The sequence below is a fragment of the Pseudoalteromonas sp. SR45-5 genome, assembly GCF_014163565.1.
Classification (GTDB): Bacteria; Pseudomonadota; Gammaproteobacteria; order Enterobacterales; family Alteromonadaceae; genus Pseudoalteromonas; species Pseudoalteromonas distincta.
The window spans coordinates 1-2,568 of the sequence record NZ_JACJDN010000568.1 but is presented as its reverse complement, the minus strand read 5'-3'; the positions used below and the strand labels follow the sequence as shown (position 1 = coordinate 2,568).

The window sequence follows — 2,568 nt, the reverse complement described above, 5'->3', positions numbered from 1 at the left end:
ATTTTTATGATATTTTTTGTCAGCCATAAGCACTTCCAAGCTCAACTACATTTTTTTATACTAGCAGAGCCCACCTATTTAGCTATTAGTTAATTAGTTAAATTAACTGTGTAATTGAGTTAATACTTCGCTAGGTGTTTTATTAAAGTGGCGTTTAAATTCGCGGCTAAATTGCGATGGGCTGGTATAGCCAACCTTTAATGCAGCTTCGTTGGCTTTACTTCCACTAGTGGTTATAAGCTCTTTAGCCTTAGCTAAGCGTACTTTTTTTAAATACTGTAGCGGGGATTCAAACGTAACTTGCCTAAAAGCACGATGAAACGACGATACGCTCATGTTTACATCTTCAGCTAACCCTTCAACCGTAATTTGATTGGCATAACTACTATGCATAGTTGAGAGCGTGCGGGCGATACGTGCATAATGCCCATCATGCATAGCAAGCCCTATTAAAGTATGTCCTTGTGGACCACAAAGTACGCGATATACCAATTCTTTTACTATATCCTCGCCAAAAATGTCAGCCTCAATGGGGTTATTTAAAACAGTTAATAACCTATGAGTAACGAGCTCCATTGCTGTATCTAAAGTTGCCGACTGTACTGCGCCAATTTGTGCAGACGACGATAACGCTGAAAGAGGCTTATGCTGCATTATTTGATTAACGAGTTTGTGTAGCATTGCAGGGTTTATATCTATGGCAATGCCCATAACGGGTAAGTCGTTATCAGTAAATGCTTCACACTCTAATGGCACCGGTACGCCAAGGACTAAGTAGTCGCCTGCGCCGTATTTTATTTGATGTTCAGGAAAGTGAATTATTTTATGACCTTGCCCAACAATAATAATACCTGAGTTATATATAAGCGGCTGGCGCGGCGAGCTTTTAGTTGCTCGATGAAAATACACGCCTGGAATGATAGTTTCCATGGTGCCTTCAAAGCTGAGTAATTGATTATGCTCGGCGTATTGTTGCAACATATTGGCTATGGTGGGCATAAAAGGCATCTTTAATTGAGTGTATTTTGCGTAAAATAACAACGTTGGTAGTTTTAGGCAAGCTTTTGCGAGTTATTGGGCTTTTTTTATGTTTGTTTTGCTACTAATATGCACTCATTGAAATTTGGCTTAGCTAGTAACTAAGCATTCTATTTAGTATTTAACCGTCACCTAGGAGCAAAATAATGAAATTTAGCTACGTAAATCCAACTCTTATCCAATTCGGTCAGCAACAAATTGCGGCACTATCTGATTTGATCGCAAAAGATCAAAAAGTACTTGTAGTGTACGGCGGCGGTTCAATTAAAAAGAACGGCGTGTACGACCAAGTTGCTGCAGCACTTGAAGGCTTTGACTGGGTAGAGTTTTCGGGCGTTGGCGCTAACCCAACAATTGAAGTATTAGACCAAGCAGTAAAAATTTGTAAAGAACAAGATATTGACTTCGTATTAGGCGTAGGCGGCGGTTCAGTGATCGACGGCGTTAAATACATTGCCGCATCAGCCGTTTATGATGGCGAAGGTTGGGATATTCCTACTGGTAAGCATACTATTACTAGCGCATTACCAATCGGTGCAATATTAACATTGCCAGCAACGGGTTCTGAATCTAACCAAAACTCAGTTGTGAGCAAAGAAGCAACGAAGCAAAAACTACCGTTTGCATCACCAGAAGTACTTCCTAAATTTGCGATTATGGACCCTGATGTAATGAAAACATTACCGCAGCGCCAACTTGTGAATGGTTTAGTAGATGCATGGGTTCACACCTGTGAGCAGTACCTAACATTCCCTGAAACAGCATTAGTTCAAGAAGGTTACGCTGAAGCACTTTTAAGAACGCTTAAAACTTTAGGTGATAACTTTGAAAACCAAGATGACGCATGGCGTGCAAACCTTATGTGGGCTGCTAACCAAGCACTCAATGGTTTAATTGGTTCTGGTGTATCGCAAGATTGGGCAACACATATGATTGGCCACGAGCTTACAGCGGCTTACGGTGTTGATCATGCACGTTCACTTGCTATTGTTCAGCCTTCTTTGTTACGTAACCAATTTGCAGTTAAAAAAGCAAAGCTTGAGCAAATGGGTAAAAACGTATTTGGTCTTGAGCAATCTGAAGACTTAGCAGAGAAAACAATTGCAGCAATTGAAGCGTTTTACCACAGCCTTGACGTAGCGACCCAGCTTACTGAACATGGCGATGATAAAGCCGCTGCTATTGACAATATTATTGGTAAACTTGAAGCTCACGGCATGGTTGCTCTTGGCGAAAACCAAGCTATTACGCTAAAAGAAAGCCGCGAAATTTTAGAGCAAGCGGTTGCTTAATTTTCAAAGCTAAGCGCTTACTTAAATATACTAGGGCGTGTTGATCTTTGGTGGGTGAATTTGCAGCAGTATGTTTGGTTTTTAGGCAAGGCGGAGCCTATGTAGTGTGGTTATTCCCCATGAATAGGCGATAACGCAGCATAAATACCAAACATGCGCTGCCCTTTGGGTTCTTTCTAGGGACGATTAACTCTTTGTTGCCTACATGGATGTAGGTAAGGGGCGTGAGCAGGACGCG

2 protein-coding genes are annotated in these 2,568 nt (G+C 41.3%); one reads left to right on the top strand and one right to left on the bottom strand.

Features of this window, described 5'->3' with window-relative positions:
• Positions 1 to 102 precede the first annotated feature (102 nt).
• Complete coding sequence (locus H5072_RS16585; protein WP_024596680.1) at positions 103 to 999, bottom strand: AraC family transcriptional regulator; 897 nt, start codon at positions 997 to 999, stop codon at positions 103 to 105.
• A gap of 185 nt (positions 1,000 to 1,184) precedes the next feature.
• On the opposite strand from H5072_RS16585, the gene H5072_RS16580 reads away from it, so the two are divergent.
• On the top strand, positions 1,185 to 2,330 hold the full coding sequence (locus H5072_RS16580; protein ID WP_002962851.1) for an iron-containing alcohol dehydrogenase: 1,146 nt from the start codon (positions 1,185 to 1,187) through the stop codon (positions 2,328 to 2,330).
• The last annotated feature ends 238 nt before the right edge of the window (positions 2,331 to 2,568 follow it).